The 15,397-nt window shown below is 43.6% G+C and carries 23 protein-coding genes and 1 pseudogene; 9 read left to right on the forward strand and 15 right to left on the reverse strand.

The genetic code is table 11. The annotated features are described in order from the left end of the window. Positions 1–72 precede the first annotated feature (72 nt). Entirely contained in the window at positions 73–309 is a 237-nt protein-coding gene (locus tag AAY47_RS10260; RefSeq protein WP_053460693.1) for a hypothetical protein, read from the reverse strand. A 146-nt stretch (positions 310–455) separates the two neighbouring features. Between AAY47_RS10260 and AAY47_RS10265 the strand changes: the two genes are divergently transcribed. Then, entirely contained in the window at positions 456–725 is a 270-nt protein-coding gene (locus AAY47_RS10265) for a hypothetical protein (protein WP_047769521.1), read from the forward strand. Positions 726–756: 31 nt separating this feature from the next. Here AAY47_RS10265 and AAY47_RS10270 read toward each other — a convergent pair whose 3' ends face one another. From AAY47_RS10270 to AAY47_RS10280, 3 genes are all read right to left on the reverse strand, one after another. Beyond that, positions 757–1,257 carry a hypothetical protein gene (locus AAY47_RS10270; RefSeq protein ID WP_047769523.1) on the reverse strand — a complete coding sequence of 167 codons (501 nt, stop codon included), beginning with the start codon at positions 1,255–1,257 and terminating at the stop codon, positions 757–759. A gap of 27 nt (positions 1,258–1,284) precedes the next feature. Beyond that, on the reverse strand, positions 1,285–1,476 hold the full coding sequence (locus AAY47_RS10275; RefSeq protein ID WP_047769565.1) for a hypothetical protein: 192 nt from the start codon (positions 1,474–1,476) through the stop codon (positions 1,285–1,287). 124 nt (positions 1,477–1,600) lie between these two features. Next, on the reverse strand, positions 1,601–1,816 hold the full coding sequence (locus AAY47_RS10280) for a hypothetical protein (RefSeq protein ID WP_047769525.1): 216 nt from the start codon (positions 1,814–1,816) through the stop codon (positions 1,601–1,603). 276 nt (positions 1,817–2,092) lie between these two features. On the opposite strand from AAY47_RS10280, the gene AAY47_RS10290 reads away from it, so the two are divergent. From AAY47_RS10290 to AAY47_RS10320, 7 genes are all read left to right on the forward strand, one after another. Continuing rightward, the gene (locus AAY47_RS10290; protein WP_053014248.1) at positions 2,093–2,431 is read left to right on the forward strand and encodes a helix-turn-helix domain-containing protein; all 339 of its coding nucleotides are present in this window, start codon (positions 2,093–2,095) and stop codon (positions 2,429–2,431) included. Between the two features lie 187 nt (positions 2,432–2,618). Then, complete coding sequence (locus AAY47_RS19980) at positions 2,619–2,972, forward strand: hypothetical protein (protein ID WP_152669799.1); 354 nt, start codon at positions 2,619–2,621, stop codon at positions 2,970–2,972. Positions 2,973–3,078: 106 nt separating this feature from the next. Continuing rightward, positions 3,079–3,669 carry a hypothetical protein gene (locus AAY47_RS10300; protein ID WP_047769531.1) on the forward strand — a complete coding sequence of 197 codons (591 nt, stop codon included), beginning with the start codon at positions 3,079–3,081 and terminating at the stop codon, positions 3,667–3,669. Positions 3,670–3,686: 17 nt separating this feature from the next. After that, on the forward strand, positions 3,687–4,232 hold the full coding sequence (locus AAY47_RS10305; RefSeq protein WP_047769533.1) for a hypothetical protein: 546 nt from the start codon (positions 3,687–3,689) through the stop codon (positions 4,230–4,232). 6 nt (positions 4,233–4,238) lie between these two features. Continuing rightward, the gene (locus AAY47_RS10310) at positions 4,239–4,505 is read left to right on the forward strand and encodes a hypothetical protein (protein ID WP_047769536.1); all 267 of its coding nucleotides are present in this window, start codon (positions 4,239–4,241) and stop codon (positions 4,503–4,505) included. 92 nt (positions 4,506–4,597) lie between these two features. Next, entirely contained in the window at positions 4,598–4,972 is a 375-nt protein-coding gene (locus AAY47_RS10315; protein WP_053014250.1) for a DUF2511 domain-containing protein, read from the forward strand. Between the two features lie 2 nt (positions 4,973–4,974). Continuing rightward, entirely contained in the window at positions 4,975–5,976 is a 1,002-nt protein-coding gene (locus AAY47_RS10320) for a tyrosine-type recombinase/integrase (RefSeq protein ID WP_047769538.1), read from the forward strand. Positions 5,977–6,269: 293 nt separating this feature from the next. On the opposite strand, the gene AAY47_RS10325 is transcribed toward AAY47_RS10320, so the two are convergent. The 7 genes from AAY47_RS10325 to AAY47_RS10355 all read right to left on the reverse strand — a co-directional run bounded on the left by AAY47_RS10325 (position 6,270) and on the right by AAY47_RS10355 (position 11,771). Then, on the reverse strand, positions 6,270–7,286 hold the full coding sequence (locus tag AAY47_RS10325; RefSeq protein ID WP_047769540.1) for a tyrosine-type recombinase/integrase: 1,017 nt from the start codon (positions 7,284–7,286) through the stop codon (positions 6,270–6,272). Beyond that, complete coding sequence (locus tag AAY47_RS10330; RefSeq protein WP_047769542.1) at positions 7,286–7,507, reverse strand: DUF4224 domain-containing protein; 222 nt, start codon at positions 7,505–7,507, stop codon at positions 7,286–7,288. Before AAY47_RS10330 ends, AAY47_RS10325 begins: the two co-directional genes overlap by 1 nt. A 71-nt stretch (positions 7,508–7,578) precedes the next feature. After that, the gene (locus tag AAY47_RS10335; protein ID WP_084727029.1) at positions 7,579–8,904 is read right to left on the reverse strand and encodes a DEAD/DEAH box helicase; all 1,326 of its coding nucleotides are present in this window, start codon (positions 8,902–8,904) and stop codon (positions 7,579–7,581) included. 52 nt (positions 8,905–8,956) lie between these two features. Then, positions 8,957–9,226 carry a VRR-NUC domain-containing protein gene (locus tag AAY47_RS10340; protein ID WP_047769545.1) on the reverse strand — a complete coding sequence of 90 codons (270 nt, stop codon included), beginning with the start codon at positions 9,224–9,226 and terminating at the stop codon, positions 8,957–8,959. Beyond that, positions 9,223–9,420 carry an ANR family transcriptional regulator gene (locus tag AAY47_RS10345; RefSeq protein ID WP_047769547.1) on the reverse strand — a complete coding sequence of 66 codons (198 nt, stop codon included), beginning with the start codon at positions 9,418–9,420 and terminating at the stop codon, positions 9,223–9,225. Before AAY47_RS10345 ends, AAY47_RS10340 begins: the two co-directional genes overlap by 4 nt. Positions 9,421–9,430: 10 nt before the next feature. After that, a complete protein-coding gene (locus AAY47_RS10350) occupies positions 9,431–9,697 on the reverse strand; it encodes a hypothetical protein (RefSeq protein WP_047769549.1) in 267 nt (88 codons plus the stop codon). 7 nt (positions 9,698–9,704) lie between these two features. Then, positions 9,705–11,771, reverse strand: coding sequence for a DNA polymerase (locus AAY47_RS10355; protein WP_047769551.1), 2,067 nt, complete (start codon positions 11,769–11,771; stop codon positions 9,705–9,707). A gap of 30 nt (positions 11,772–11,801) precedes the next feature. Here AAY47_RS10355 and AAY47_RS10360 point away from each other — a divergent pair, with 30 nt between their 5' ends. Next, entirely contained in the window at positions 11,802–12,566 is a 765-nt protein-coding gene (locus tag AAY47_RS10360) for a hypothetical protein (protein ID WP_047769553.1), read from the forward strand. A 48-nt stretch (positions 12,567–12,614) separates the two neighbouring features. Here AAY47_RS10360 and AAY47_RS10365 read toward each other — a convergent pair whose 3' ends face one another. The 4 genes and pseudogenes from AAY47_RS10365 to AAY47_RS21975 all read right to left on the reverse strand — a co-directional run. Then, on the reverse strand, positions 12,615–13,250 hold the full coding sequence (locus AAY47_RS10365; RefSeq protein WP_047769555.1) for an Nmad5 family putative nucleotide modification protein: 636 nt from the start codon (positions 13,248–13,250) through the stop codon (positions 12,615–12,617). 54 nt (positions 13,251–13,304) lie between these two features. After that, entirely contained in the window at positions 13,305–13,865 is a 561-nt protein-coding gene (locus AAY47_RS10370) for a DUF2815 family protein (protein ID WP_047769557.1), read from the reverse strand. Positions 13,866–13,898: 33 nt separating this feature from the next. Continuing rightward, complete coding sequence (locus AAY47_RS10375) at positions 13,899–15,164, reverse strand: DUF2800 domain-containing protein (RefSeq protein WP_047769560.1); 1,266 nt, start codon at positions 15,162–15,164, stop codon at positions 13,899–13,901. Between the two features lie 2 nt (positions 15,165–15,166). Further along, a pseudogene (locus AAY47_RS21975) lies at positions 15,167–15,397 on the reverse strand (hypothetical protein); the annotation flags it as partial.

Genomic DNA, 15,397 nt, shown 5'->3' on the forward strand with positions numbered 1-15,397 from the left:
CCAATTGAGATTAAAATCTCGGCCAAATGGTTTTTATTAGTGAATTTTTTATTAAAATCATCACTGGAAATTTTATATTTGTGTTGCACTCTCTTTAATTGGTTCATCTAACCGTTCCTCATATAACTGCCGACAAAAATCAATGGCCTGTTCTTTGGAATTAAATTTACCGTAGCAATATTCACCGTCCCCGACCTGATAACGGATGAACGGGCAAACAGCGCTGATACGTAACGGGCGAATGAATAACGTGCCGAATTTAATTTTCCCCTTGTTTAATTCCTCTGGTGTTGGAATAGTATTTCGCATATTTATTACCTCATCGTTATTATTGTGCTGCCGACTTTTAGCCATGTCCGGCGCATGGTACTGTGGTATCCTCTTTGCGCCTGCGGTTTCTTTGAGCGGAGACTCAGGCGAAAAACATCAACCACCTATAAAAGGAGTTAAATCTAATGACCTCAAAAAATGAACTAATCCAATTCTTCGAAGATGCAAAAAAATCGCGTGAAGCACATCTTATTGAAGATAGAATAACCGCGCTTGAAATCATGACTTGCGCTATAGCAGCCTCACTAAAAGAAGAAAGCAGAGAGGATTTTTTAACCCTCATGAATTCTTTTTCACATGTAAATAACCCGATGAAAAATCGAACAGATAAGGCTGTTGCAGATTTACATGTTCTCAGCGCTAATTTTGTAAGCATGCTCAATACCCTCAAATAATGAACCACTCAGCCTCAATTTATGGGGCTGTTTATTGATCAGCAAATTCAAAGGTAATATCACCTACATATATACCATGCTTAAATATTTTTAGTTTGCCAGCACCACACACCGAAGAAGAAGAAACCCCTCCCGCATTTAATAAATGCTGTTCATTAAACTCGAACGATTTACTTTCAAAAGTATTACGGACAGCAGACAAAACTTGTTGCAGAGTTTTTTCGGTATTACAAAGCAATTTATGATCAAACTTCTTTAACCCTGTAGCATTTAGCGCTTTTTTAACCGAATCTACCAACGAGTTAGCATCTACCCCCGACTGAGCCTGTACTAATTCCCCAAACCCAATACGCGCTGACTTAGAAATGTGATAATCATTACCCGTCGCCATCTGCATAAACCGCACCAGCGTTTCCTGGATAAATTCAGGCGTCACTTCCACCTCGTTTTTGACATCATCAAAAACATCATACAGGCGTGCCATCATGGCTAATTGCCGTTTTGAACGGTTCAGGGATGTTGAGTTTTTCATTTGAATGCCCTCTGTTTAATTTATATTTCAGCTATTTGCGATAGCATCTTTCAACATAGCGATCATGTTGACTTCTAGCGTATCGTTGACTCTTTTCCTCGGTCTGGTGATGATGCGGCCATCAGCGACCATTGCACGACATGTAACCAAAGGGGTTTGGGTTATTTCTGAATACCTTTTGAGTGATACATATGCAAACTGCGCCAGCGTGTCCGGGATATATTCAGGGGTGATTGCTACCTCGTTTTTGAAATCATTAAAAACATCATACAGGCGCGCCATCAGGGCTAATTGCTGTTTTGAACAGTTCAGGGATGTTGAGTTATTCATTCTTTACCCTCTATTAGATAATTTTTTGGCTGTTGTTATATGCATCCATCAACATAGCGATCATGTTGACTTCTACCGTATCGTTGACTCTTATCTTCGGTCTGATGATAATGCGGCCATCAGCGACCATTGCACGACATGTAGCAAAAGGGATTTTGGTTATTTCTGAGTACCTTTTGAGTGATACATATGCTGATTCGACTTTCACATCAAATAAAGGATTTCTCATAACGCATCACCGAAAATTCTGTACAGCGCTGAGATAAATGATGCGTGCCATGTTGGATACAGATCGACTTTCTCTTGCCGCAATAGCATTCAGCTCTTCACGCTCATCATCAGATAACCGCATAACAACTGGATTTTTCGAGGCGATTCCTCGCGGTAATCGTGACCGTCTAATATGCTTATCTAGTGTCATAATGTTATATTGTGATCCGTTAAGTTATGAATGTGTCCATTATTTGCAGAAATCTGCAATATGTCAACAAGGAATTGCGAAAAAATGCAAATCTGTGATCGTCTAAGGACAGAAAGAGAGAAATTGGGTTTAACCCAAAGTGAAGTAGCAAAGATGTGCGGAGTCGCTTTCAGAACGTATTGCGACTATGAAGCAGGAAAAACTGAACCCAAAGCATCTTTTTTTTCAAGATTTAGCGAGATAGGTGCAGATGTGATGTTTATTCTGACTGGGCAGCGCATTATACAGGGAGAGATATCGATGGAAGAACAAGCGCTAATCGAACACTATCGCGCTATGAGTGATGAATCGCGCGCAAATATGCGGGCAGTAGGGGCGTCTTTTGCACAGTCAACTCCTAATAAAAAAGCTAAAAACGGATGATTATTCAAATTTTAACCGTTTTCATAGCTGACTATTATTTAAATTAATTATTGAAATAATTTCAATTTGAAATTGTGATCTATGAATATGTTTCATATGTATCACAATGTTACATTGTGTATCACTAACTACTTGTTTTTTACGTTATTGATTAGTACATATCAAACAATACAGAGGAGATACTTTAGTGAGCACAATGGGAAGCAGAATCACAGAGGAACGTAACCGTTTAAATATAAACCAATCAACCTTTGAAATCTTTATCGGATGCCCGCGTAACTCGCTACACCGTTACGAGCAGGACGAGATCCCACTCGAAGGAGTACACTTGCAAAGATTAACCGCAATTGGCTTTGATACACTTTACATCATCACAGGAAGCAGAATGCAACGAATGGATATATCAGCAGAAGAACAAGAAATGATTGAGCAATTTCGCGCCATGACTAAGGCGTCGCGCTTAAACATACAATCGGTTGGCAATACGTTTGCACGCAAAAGATCTAACGAAAGGGTAAAAATAATCACGACTCTAAACTAATGTAATAATAGTATTACTATTTAGAGTCGTGAGTATTTTAATTGTTTTTTCTACTAAAAAACTGAATTTATAAAGATGTATGAAAATTTCAGGTAAGGGTAATTAAATGAAAAACATACTAATGAAAACTTTTTCTATTCCTCTTTTCTTTTCGTTATTCAGTGTGAGCGTTTACTCTAATGAATTACAACAATACGGTACGAATGAACAACTACCATGCGCTGGAGAAAAAAGAATTTATCCATCAATTGCAGAAGCGATTGAGGACTTTGGAGATTATTATCCAGAAAATAATTCTTTCCAACTCATTAGTAAAAATCCATTAAAAATAAGATTGTCGCCTCCAGCATTTAAGGAAGATTTACCAGATGTGAAAAACGATTTGGTAAAACGAGCAATAGTTTATGGCGTATATAGAACATTTATTCATAGTAACAGTGATAAAGTAACTGTTACTTCCTATCTCGTTGATGCTAACGGCGGGAAAAAACTTAATGGTTCTCCTGAACATACCATTACTTTGGATAAAAAACAGGCTCTTAATATTATAAATAAATACATTCCTGTAGCTGACTTATCAGAGCTGATAGATGATCAGTGTTCTTTTACTAAAGAATTTAATGAATTGCGCTATGATGATAACGGGAAGAAAGGTTTTAGTAAGTTTTTTACTGAGTTAACTAAGCAATCTAAATAATAAAGGTTGATTACTCTATGAAAATAAAAAGCATTGTGATCGGAATTATATTAGCCACTGGATTTTTCTCTGTCTCCGCTAATGCTAACCCTGCAAATACATTATATAAAAAAGCCATTGGTAACATTGTTGATAACGCCCAATGTAGTGAGCAGGAATTTATGCTAGAAATCCCCCGTAAGATTAGCGATGATGAGGATGATATAGAGCTATATAACACACAATTTACAAACGATGTTTTTGTTACCCTCTCCAAAGATATCAACACAAAAGGTAAATTCAATGTTGGTATTAATATATCCCCCGCTCCTAATACACTGGCTGAGCAACTTACCGCTTTTTGTGTTGTCTCTGCATTTCAGGCAGCCATAGACCCCAGGCAAACGACAAATGAATATATGAAATTGAGTGCAAAAATGTACTCACTAGCCTTAAAGTCAAAATCTGGGCATTATTATCACCAGTCAAAGAACTACGAGCACTCTGCATATATTGATGTTGAATCAGATAAACCCACCTTGACCTTCCAATTTTATCCGCAAGGTTATGAGTTACCGAGGTAGAGAACTATGGCAGTAAGCAGACTTCCCAACGGTAAATGGCAATGCCAATGCTTCCCTGACGGCCGTAATGGCCGTCGTGTCAGACGCCAATTCACAACAAAAGGTGAGGCGATGGCATTCGAACGGCAGTTAATGCAAAAGCAAACTCTGAATATTGATATATCCAATGCGATTAAATTGAGCGAATTGGTTAACCGTTGGTATGAATTACATGGGAAAACGTTAAAAGATGGAGAGGCGCGAAAAGCAAATTTTGCAACTGAACTCTGGTGAGTTTGTATGACTGCATGAATATTTTGATTCGTAATCATTTGAATTTTTAATTGTATTGATTTGTAGCTAAAAATAATTAGAGAGTAATTAACATGAGAAAATTTTTACTGATTTTATCTAGCGCACTATTACTTACAGCCTGTGATTCAGAGCAGTCTGAGCCAACCAAACCCTATAATAGCCTTGAGATCAGTCAAGAATCATATGGCGATAAGTGGGCTTTCAATGCGGATAAAGTTGAGTTGCAGTGTTATAAAGGCGGTGCTTTTGTCGAAGATCTCTCGGATAAGGATAATACCGTATATGGATTAACAGGATTAGCTAATACATTAAAAACCAATGGCAAAAAAGAAGCACAAAACATTAATGGCTCTTCTTTCTGGAAAGATAATCTATCCACAGGTGCAAAAGTAAATCTCAGCCCATTTACAAATGAAGCTCTAACACTATGTGATAACAAAGGTTAATTATGGCTGTTAGTAAACTTCCTAACGGTAAGTGGCAATGCCAATGCTTCCCTGACGGCCGTAATGGCCGTCGTGTCAGACGCCAATTCACAACAAAAGGTGAGGCGATGGCATTTGAACGGCAGCTAACGCAAAAGCAAACTCTGAATATTGATATATCCAACACGATTAAATTGAGTGAATTGGTTAACCGTTGGTATGAATTACATGGGAAAACGTTAAAAGATGGAGAAGCGCGAAAAGCAAAATTAGAAGCAATATGCGAGCGATTAAAAGATCCATTTGCCACAGAGTTTAATAAGAATATGTTTGCTGTTTATCGTGAAGAAAGATTAAACGGCAAGTGGAATGCTAAAGGGCGTAAATCACCTAGCCAATCGACTGTAAACAGAGAGCAATCATATTTACATGCTGTTTTTTCTGAGTTGACTCGCCTGGGTGAATGGGAAGGTGAAAATCCACTTAATGGCATTCGGCAATTTAGGGAATCAGAGAAAGAATTGGCGTTCCTATATCCCAACGATATTAAGCTGCTATTAGCTGAGTGTGATAATTCCAACAACAAAGATCTCGGTAATGTTGTACGACTCTGTTTAGCTACCGGCGCTCGCTGGAGTGAAGCACAGGATTTAAGCCAATCTCAGCTAATGAAATATAAAGTCACATATACAAAAACCAAAAGCAGCAAAAACAGAACGATACCAATATCACAGCGACTGTATGACCGCTTCCCCAAAAAGCGCGGTAAATTATTTTCCAATTGTTACGATGCTTTTGAAAATGCAGTTAAAAGAGCAGGAATTGATTTACCAGAAGGACAATGTACCCACGTTCTTCGGCATACCTTCGCCAGTCATTTTATGATGAATGGAGGTAACATTTTAGTTCTGCAACGCATTTTAGGGCACAGCACAATTAACATGACTATGCGTTATGCCCACTTCGCACCTGACCATTTAGAACTAGCTTTAACACTGAACCCTTACGATCAACTTGAAGAGTAATTTTGTTGGCAGCAGTGCCAAACAAATAGCAATAAATAGCAATATTTAGCACATACAATGCTTTGATTTTTCTTAACTTATTGTTTTTAAAAATGGTGTACTAGTCTTTAAAATCCCTCGGCTGTAAGGCTGTGCGGGTTCAAGTCCCGCCCTGGGCACCAAATAAAAACTTGATGCGAAACATCGAGTTAGAGTCAGAAAAGGCCACCTTTACGGTGGCTTTTTGCTTTGACTCAAATCACCTTTCACTATTTGTTCACTATATCTGTTCACTATATTTTTTGACCAACCATTTACTTTTTTTGCCCCCCAACAACGGGGACAACTTTAATTTTTCTATCGTATCGTGCCGTTTGGGTGATGTTTTTATGTCCAGTGATTTTTTGTTTTTCAGCCAGCGTACCATCTAGATCCGAAATTCCCTTGGCTTTCAGGTCATGAAATGTAAAATTGAAATCCAGCTCGGGAAATTTTTCTATAGCAGCGGCTCTGGCTTTTTTCCAGCGGCTGTTAAAACCATCGCGGGTATATCTAGATCCGTTACGCTGGTGGAGTACATAGATACTACTAACACCACTATCCAATGGTAGCGTTTTGCTCATCTTCACCACATCTTCCAGACGTTCTGTCCAGCCTTTTATTTGTGCGACACCTGTTTTTCCCTGTTTAATAAATATGCCGTCCTCCCGTACCTGCGCGTAGGTTAATGCCAGCACATCAGCCTGACGGGCGCAACACAGGTAGGCCAGTTCCATTGCAACCCGAACTACTGGAGGGGCAACGGAATAGAGTGCATTATATTCAGCATCAGTGATATACCGATCCCTCGAAATTTCCTTAAATTGCCTGACGCCCTTACACGGGTTACTGCGTACTAGTCCTCTCTCATACCCCCAACCATACACACGTGACAAAAAGTTTTTTTCACGATTAGGTTGTGTCCGCGCTTTTAATCCGCGCTTGTCCATGTACTTACGAATATGCTCCGGTTTGATATTGTCCGGTAACATGTTCCCAAATACAGGTAACAATTTTCCTGCATATTTTCGGTAATCGTTTTTGGTTTCGGTAGCTAGGGCGGAAAAATCAGGCGAGAGAAAAAACGCCTTAACCAGACCGTTTAGCGTCTCGTCGTTTTTCTGGTCGGCGATTAATTTCTCGTAGGCAACCCAAACTTCGGCCTGAGTCGCCGAAAAATCACATAGACGAACTGTCCGGCTGTCATAGGTCTGAAATTCAAACGCAGATCGCCCCCGTCGAACTCGCGGGGGCATCCAGTTATCCGCGGGGTTATTGCGTTTTCTACCCATTAGTCTAACGCTCCAAAGTTAGGTTCTTGAGGGGCAGGAGCATAGTTTCTGACTCGCTGCGAGAACGGGTTGTTAAAATGCTCCCATGTGGTTCGGGGTCTCCCGTCCCGTCGAACGATAAAAAATATGCCAGCTTCTTTTAGCGTTGCACATTGTTTAGACGGGATTTGGTAGCCCGTCAGTTCGGCGATATCGTCATCGCTAATAATACCGGTTTTCATACCTGTATTGACCTCGATTATCTGTTAACCGTTCAGGTTGAATATCAATGTTAAGTAAACGGCGCAGCTTATTACCGGCGTTTCATAGCCTCTAATAAAATGTCCTGAACTTCCCGTTTGGAATTACGCCGTTCCATCACCAGCTCATCGACTGTATCGGTTGCGATAATGTGGTGAATAAACACAGGGCGGTTGTGCCCTGCCTGTATCTGTCGGGTAGGGCCGATACGTTCATTGATTTGCTGATACTGTTCCAGATCCCACCAGTGAGAGAAAAACACTAAGATGTTGCCGCCATCCTGTAGATTTAAACCGTGACCGGCGCTGGCAGGGTGAGCGAACATTACGGGGATTTTCCCGGCGTTCCAGTCGCGCAGGGTCTGCGGGTCTAAATCAAGGTGCCTGCCTTTGGGAAATGCTTTCAGTAACCTTTCTAAATCGTGTTTCCAGTGGTAGGCGACCAGTACAGGCATACCGCCAGACTCATTAATGATGCTGTCTAATGCCTGAATTTTGGCGTCGTGCAGTTCCTGCCAAGCGCCGTTCTCGTCAGTATAGATAGCCCCGCTGGCGATTTGCAGACATTTAACGGTTTTGGCCGCCGCGTTCAGCGCCTCAACCCCGATACTACCCAACTCCATGAACAGCTCTTTTTCCATCGCGCGGTACTGTTGCCGGACTGCGGACGGTAAATCGACACGAATAACATTGTGAATTGGTTCCTGAATATCGAACCAGTCCGCCGCGTTGAGAGCGATGGTCACATCGTTTAGTGCTGTTTGCATTTGCTCCTGAGCAAACGGCCACGGTTCCAGTTTCACCCATGATTGCCCAGGGAACCGAATACTATTGAACCAGCGCGAGGTGAACGCACTGTACGTCCGGCCCAGTCGTTCGCCCTGATCGATAAACCACGATTGCCCCCATAAATCGACCAGACCATTAGGAGAGGGTGTACCGGTGAGATTGACCCAGCGGCGTACATGTTTATGCGCAACTTTAGCCAGCGCAGCCGCGCGCTTGCCCCCCTTACGTAACCGAAATGATTTTAGCCGCGTGCTCTCATCGGCAATGACGGTAGCGAACGGCCATTTGTCCCCCAGCGTTTCCACCAGCCAGACAAGGTTATCGTAGTTGGTGGTGAATACGCTGGCGTTGGTGTTTTTGAGCGCGTCCCTGCGCTCTTTAACATTGCCCACAATGGGCTGAACGTCGATATTATGGAAATGGTTCCATTTGTCCGCCTCATCCGGCCAGGTGGAACGAGCCACACGCAACGGGGCCAAAACTAGTGTTGGTTGGGTTTCCATACCCACCATATAGAGATCTTCCAGTGCAGTTAATGTTGCTACAGTTTTGCCCATACCCATACCCGCCCACACATTGCAGCGGGGCATATCCAGTTCGTGATTAATAATGAGGTTTTGGTAGGGGCGGGGTGTGAATGGTTTATTCAATTATCCCCTCCAAATTTTTACTGTCCAAAACAACAACCGTTTGCCTCATCGCCCGCAGCCGTTCGTGTTCCCGTAATTGGTCGGGTCGGGGTTTTTCGCCAGGCGATTTGCATTCGACGAACACGACACGCCCATTGGGTAAAATAACAATACGGTCAGGAACACCACGGCGACCAGGGGAAACAAATTTATAGGCGATACCCCCCGCTTTTTTCACCTCATTAACCAGATGTCGTTCTATTACGTCCTCTCGTATTTTCACTTTCCCTCTCCAATTGCTTTAAACAAAAAATCAGAACGATTTTCTGCCCATTCGATATTTAATGCGTTGCGCGAATGGCGAGCTGCTTTGTTCCAAACTTTTGACGCCCGTCGATAATCGCCCTCGCGTTCAATTTGCGCAGCCTCTCGTGCAGCCCGAAAATATAACGGGCTGTCTCGGTATTTAAATGACATAGACGTTCTCTCAGGTACGGGAACAGGTACAATAACCAACAAAGGCGAGCGTAAGCGGTGATGGATCATCGGGGTGGGTGATGTTGTCAACATGATATATGGTTTTACGGTAGATAACGGAGTAACCATCATTTTTAATGAGAAACAATTTCCCAGTTACTGCGCGGTATTTGATTGAAAGCCCGTTACCGGTGGTAATGGTAAAACCGCATTTCTCGCCAACAGCAACGGGTTTCGGTTCACCGTAATAACCACGGCATTTTTCACAACGTTCCATAAACCATTCAATCCTTTCTGTATCGATATGCCTCAAATCCGCCAGCGCTCAGAGGTAGGTCTGGCGCCCAATCGGGATTTGTAGCGAGTAATGAGCTGAGATGCTCATGGGAGTAATCGGGGGTGTCAGGCGCTTCCGTCAACACTTCATCATGTACGGTTAGCACAATGTCATAGCCCGCGTAGCCAATGAGTGGCATGTTACCTGCCAGTACATCACGTGCCGCGGCCTGTGTGACGTTTTCGACCAGTTTCCCGCCGTAGGTTTTGAGCCGTTGCCATTTGCGGCTGTACGGGTTAGTGCCCATGTAACTGATCTGCCCGTCATCGAGACGAGGTGAGGGATAACACACCGCGCGGCCAGATGGCAGAACAATACGGAGCCAGGCGCCATCGCGGCGAACTCGCAATTTACGGCAAGGAATAGTGATACTAGGTGAACTGATAGCGCGCTTCACAGCCTCTTCCAGCTCATACCAGAACGGCACGGTTGCGGTATGGGCATTACGCCACATGCGCTTTAGCGAATCACAGGTAATGAAAACCCGCTCGCTCAGTCCGTAAGTCTGATTTTGTTCGACCGATTGTTTATACCAATTCATCGCATTCCGCTGAACTGAGACAGGAATGTTGGGTAACGCAGCGGTCGCCAGTTCGTCTAAATCGAGTGCATAGGTGAGGGCGAATGTGACAAACGCAGCGACGCCACCGCCGTAACCTAGCCCCAGTTCCATGACTTTACCGATCTGGCGCTGGTCTTTTGTGACGCCCTCTGGCTCGATGTTGAATGCGCGGGCGTAGGCTAATTTGTAGAGGTCTGCGCCAATACCGCTATCGTATTCGCTAAACGCTCGTAGTTTCCAGTCTTCACCCGCCAGCCACGCGAGCATTCGCCCCTCAATGTTGGACAGGTCACTAACGACGAGCTTCTTGCCGTTCGGCGCGATGATAACACCACGTAATGCCGAACTGGTCAGTTCCATGATGTTGTCAAACAGCAGATCCGCGCAGTCAGATTTCAACGCCTCAATACCTGTGTCAATAGTGGCCTGATTGAGGGTGGCTCTCGGTAAATTTTGGGGCTGGAATAGGCGTCCTGCCCAACGTCCGGTACGTGATGCGCCACAAAATTGTAGTGTTCCACGTAATCGCCCATCGGCGCTTATCCCGTTCATTAGCGCTTTGTATTTACTGGTACTGGTAGTGCTGGCTTGTAACCGGATGGTGAGCAATTCCCGTAACGCGACGGGTAGATCGGGGTCTGCTATGCGTCGTTCCAATGTGCTTTTTTGCATATCAGGTAATTCAATACCAAAGGCCGTGGTGATATGCCGTAGCATGGCGTCACGCTGGGTCGCGGCCTGTACATCACCCTCGGTCAATGCCTGCGTGCGTTTTGCCAACCGTTTCTGTTCCTGCTCAACGGCTGCGATGGCTGATTTTGCCAACTCGATGTCCATATACACGCCACGGTCATTAATTTGCTGGTCATAGTGCCAGAGTGCCAGCTCATCACCCTGATAGTTCCATTTGGGTAGGCGTTTATGTACCTCGCGCATGGCGACGATATCTAGCGCTGCGTACTCAACGAACCGTCGCCACTCCTCTGAGTGGGTTTTACTGGTGGCACGGCGAATGGCGACATTTTTCGGGCGGGGTTTGCAGAATAATTGGATCAGCGCTTTGCCCTCCTTGTCTTTGGCTCTGTCTGATGGGATACCCAGCACCTCACACAATGCCCCTAACGCACCAGGTAGACCATGCGCCAGCGCCTGAACCATCGTGTCACGCCAGCGGCTGATATCCAAACGCAACTTCGGCATGTAATGGCGCAAAACAGTACGGTCAAAGTGGCTGTTATGGGCGAATAGAATAACGGCGGGATCAAGTAAAGTTTTACGTAATTCGGCGGGCATGGATGCGCCACTTATGACGTCCCATACCTGAACAGGGTTATTGTTAACCGCCCATGCAAATAGCATAATTTCTGCATGTTCGGCGTAGGTGTGAGTACCATTTTTGATCGGTATCTCACTGTAGGTTTCGAGGTCGAGCCATAATATCGTGTTATTCATAATAATTTCATTTAAGTTGGTGAGGAATACATGGGAAGTTTGAAAAGTAATATTGATACCAAGAAACTTATTATTACCGTTGTGATTATGCTTTTTATTTTTACTGCTTGTTATGGTTATATAAAAGCTAAATCAAGAGAATTTGATGGGCCAACTCAGGAAGAAATATTAAAAACTTGGCCAGATTTGGATGTTATAAAGATCCTTGAGCCTGAGCGATACGATGAATTTTATTCTGCAATTAGAGATTCATATCTTATTAAAGATAAGGCTGCTAAAAATAGTGCTATTATGAAAAATGTGTTATCACTGAGGAAATGGTTTGATAGTCACTTACCTGAAATACTAAATTATTCTGCTGATGATGCTGTCAATTATTTTACCAAGTATCGCTCCAAGCTTTTTAATGGCCTGTTAACTATGGACCCCACCGGGATGGAATGTTTTAAGTCATTATACCCTAGTGTGCTGGGAGAGCCTGATTTAGATAGAATAGGAAAGTCACTAGGGGATGAAATGAGGCAGGAATCTTATATGGAGGGTTTTATAAACTCAATAAAACAGCCCGTTAAAGTTGATAGGTTGCCTGCCTCACAGGTAGAAGAGGCGCTTACTAATATTTACATTAAGTTGATAGAAAGACATGGAGATCTTGTTACTTCTGAAGACATAAACGAGTTAGCCAAGAATCCTAAATTATCATGTGAAATTCAACGTGATTTTTATGAGTTAATTTCAAAAGAAGATTCGCATCTTTCTGCTGAAATTACACGTTACCTAAACGGTTCTAAATAACTTATAATTAATCTTGCCCCGTAATAACTAACGGGGCATTCCTTACATTTAACCAACAACCTCAGTCGGTAACCCAATCATCTCATTGAGTGCGTCACGGCGAACGGCAGGAACTGGTGCAGCTTTCGCCGTTGATTTGGGTAGTAATTCCTCGGCCTCCGGCCATTCAGTCAACAAACGTTTTACTGTGCGAACTTTGGCTAACGCTGCTTCCACATTATTGGTGATATCCCTCCGTTGGTTTTCTAATTCGTTGTGACGTTTTTCCAATTCATAGAATTCATTAACTAACGGATTATCGGCTAATATTACATTTTTAACTTTTGGCGTTATTTTAAACACACGTTCACGATATTCACGTTGTGAATATCGTAGGCTGCCGTTGTAAAATGCTAACACTGAAATGCCCGCTAAATTAATTTCTATATAGCTGGATTCATAAATAGGAAATGCATCTATCCGCAATGCTGGTGGTATTTTATTAGCTAGTTTTTTAATCTCGGAAATAATATCATTTACCCCCGAATCCATATTCTCGCCGCCGATAGCCTCTATTCGCACTTTTTCAGTCCAGTCCGCACGGTCTTTATATAATTGCTCTTCTTTTTCGAAGATACCGGATTTTACCAAAGCGTTTTTAACAATTTCGCTTTTTATATCTTTAGTTAGTGTTTTTTGTGTCATGGTTTTTTACCCTAATAAATGCCCCACATAATTATGTGGGGCAATAATGGTTAATTAACTAAAAATATCGGCTTCGGCTTCGGCGCCTTCGCTGATATCGTCAAAATCATCTACTGATGCAACTCCGCCACCTGCGAATGCGTCGCCGTCTCGGAAGAACTGAACACCGGCCAGTGACGCCGAAATGCCTTTGCCGTTATTGTCATAGGCAAAAATATTGATAGTAGCATTCACATAGCAACCTGAATACGGGCGGCCGTCCTGAGCAGTGAGTGGCGTTCTGTCGCGGTCAATAACCAGCGGACGCGATTTATTACTGGCGGAAATATACATACACCCCGGGTAGCCGTCATAATCGGGTTTATCATCGCCATCACGGAAATTAAAACGCATGTTATTTCCGCGAATAGATTTTAAAATAGATTCCGCTTTAGCACCCCATTTTTCAGTTGCCACTTTTTTAATTGCGGCTTCAATTTGATTAATTAACTCTTTTTGGCGCTCCTTGTCGATTAAAAAAGTAGAGCGAAATTTAAAATCGCCTTGGCCGTTAACTTGGGTTGCTTCATATAAATCAGGAAATGCCAAACGTACAATTGGTAATTTAATTTTCATGCTATTTTGTGCCTGGTTATTGGTTAGATGTAATTATGCGAATATATCGTCTGATATATCGTCAAAATCATTTATGGGGTTGACGTCCAATGCTGGACGGGGATCGGATTCCGGTACAACAGTGGGTTTACCGTCAGCCCGAATAATAAGGGGTTCCAGTTTGGCCCATCGGCGCGGGTTGTCCTTTTTAATCAGCTTTTCCGCTTGGGTCGGACTGATAATTTTCTTGGCGTACATCTGGTCTTGTTTGAGCTTAAACGATTTCAACATCGCTTCAGCTTCTGACTCTATACCCCAAGAACGGTTGCCCTGTTTACCCTCGACCAGTTTAAATCCTGGTATTGGGTATCCTGCATTCAACTCATCGCTGACGCGGGCACGGATCGATTTACACCAGTTCTCAACAAACTCTACCTGAGCATATTTGGCAGCGAGTGTTTGGTTGTCATAAAGTGGGATTTGCGGCTCTAATGGTTGCGTCAGATCGTCAAAATCATCTAAGACAGTGTTCATCACGTGCTTCGCTAATGCAGGGCAATCCGCCTTTGCCTTGCAGAAACGACACTGTTTATCGCCTGGGGTGAAACTGTCAGCGGGCAGTGTTTCTACCCCCTCACACTGAGCGATATTGAACATGATAATGACCGATGCGGCGGCATCTCTGGCGCGTTCCCCAAATTGCCGTAACTCGTCGACATTGACCGTCCATTCTGATACATGGTTTAATCGGGGCTGGTGGATGAATAAACGCACTGTGTTAAAATCGTACAACATATCGAACTGATCGAGGGCACCTAGCGCGTATAACATCAACTGCTCATTGCTCTCTGCATCAACACGCACGCCGCGGCCGTATTTCAGGTCATGGATTTGTAGCTCATTACCGTTGATGATTATCGCGTCCGCCGTGCCGAATGAATTTTCGACGCCAATCACATCGGAAAAATCGACACGTTGCTCGACCAACAACTCATTACCCTGAGCCAGCCCCCATACCGTTTCGACATAGTCACCCACTGCCTCCACCATCTCATCATCGACGGTTGGGGTGTTGGGTTTGAGCAGGACGTTTTGCCCCAGATACTCGGCGGTGGTTTGCCCCATAGTGCAGGGTTTACCTGCTAGTGTCGGGTTTTGGCGATTACGTAATACTGTTTCGGCGAGGGTATGTGCTGCGGTGCCCTCCAGCGCGAACGGTGATTCGGTATTTGGCAGTCCAGCCTCCATCGCCAGACTGCCATGACAGCGCAACCAGCGATGTGATGCTGAGGGGGATAGTTTTGCGTGTACCTCCGGCATAGCTATTCCTCCACCCACGCGGCCTCAGCCATTTTTAAAACCTCTGGGAGTTTTTCTGGGGGGATATCGCTAACTTTTATAGCTCCAAATTTCTGTACTATGCTGACAGCCTCCCTGCGATACCCCCCTGTTGACAGACGTAATAATGCCTGTCGGGCCTGTTCAAATATTACTGCGGGATCAACCTCTGGTTCTGGTTCAGGGGTCTGTTTGCCCTCATCCAGCAATGCCAA

The sequence above is a fragment of the Xenorhabdus griffiniae genome (assembly GCF_001028135.1).
Lineage (GTDB): Bacteria > Pseudomonadota > Gammaproteobacteria > Enterobacterales > Enterobacteriaceae > Xenorhabdus > Xenorhabdus bakwenae.